This is a genomic window from Burkholderia lata, from assembly GCF_902499025.1.
GTDB classification, from domain to species: domain Bacteria; phylum Pseudomonadota; class Gammaproteobacteria; order Burkholderiales; family Burkholderiaceae; genus Burkholderia; species Burkholderia lata_C.
In genome coordinates this window covers 1-594 of record NZ_CABVPW010000120.1, presented here as the reverse complement: position 1 = coordinate 594, position 594 = coordinate 1, and the positions used below count along the sequence as shown (strand labels likewise).

At 65.8% G+C, this 594-nt stretch carries 1 protein-coding gene; it reads left to right on the top strand.

The genetic code is table 11. The features are described from left to right. Positions 1-594, top strand: a 594-nt coding sequence (gene istA, locus BDI24065_RS40905; RefSeq protein ID WP_175035937.1) for an IS21 family transposase, incomplete at both ends; no start/stop codon positions are given.

Genomic DNA, 594 nt, shown 5'->3' with positions numbered 1-594 from the left:
CGAGCGTCATCGACGACTGGGCCGCACAGCTGACAGGTTGGCTGCGTGCCGACAGTCATCGCCCGAAGCGTGACCGGCGCACCGCCCGGTTCATGTTCGAGGCGATCCGCGCCGAGGGTTACGCCGGCAGCTACGGCCGCGTAAGCGCGTTCGTGAGGCGTTGGCACGAGGAGCAGGCTGAGGCGCCTCGCAGGAAGGCCTTCGTGCCGCTCGCCTTCGAACCCGGCGAAGCCTTCCAGTTTGACTGGAGCTGCGAATACGCGTTTGTTGGCGGGCTACGGCGACGCCTGGAGGTCGCCCACGTCAAACTTAACTCCAGCCGCGCGTTCTGGCTCGTCGCCTATCCCACACAGAGTCACGAGATGCTGTTCGATGCGCACGCCCGCGCATTCGCCGCGTTCGGCGGCGTGCCGCGGCGCGGCATCTACGACAACATGAAGACCGCCGTGGACAAGGTTGGCCGCGGCAAGGAGCGTGCGGTCAACGCGCGCTTCGAAGCGATGTGCAGTCACTACCTGTTCGAGCCGGAGTTCTGCAACCGGGCTGCAGGCTGGGAGAAAGGCATCGTCGAGAAGAACGTTCAGGACCGGCGAC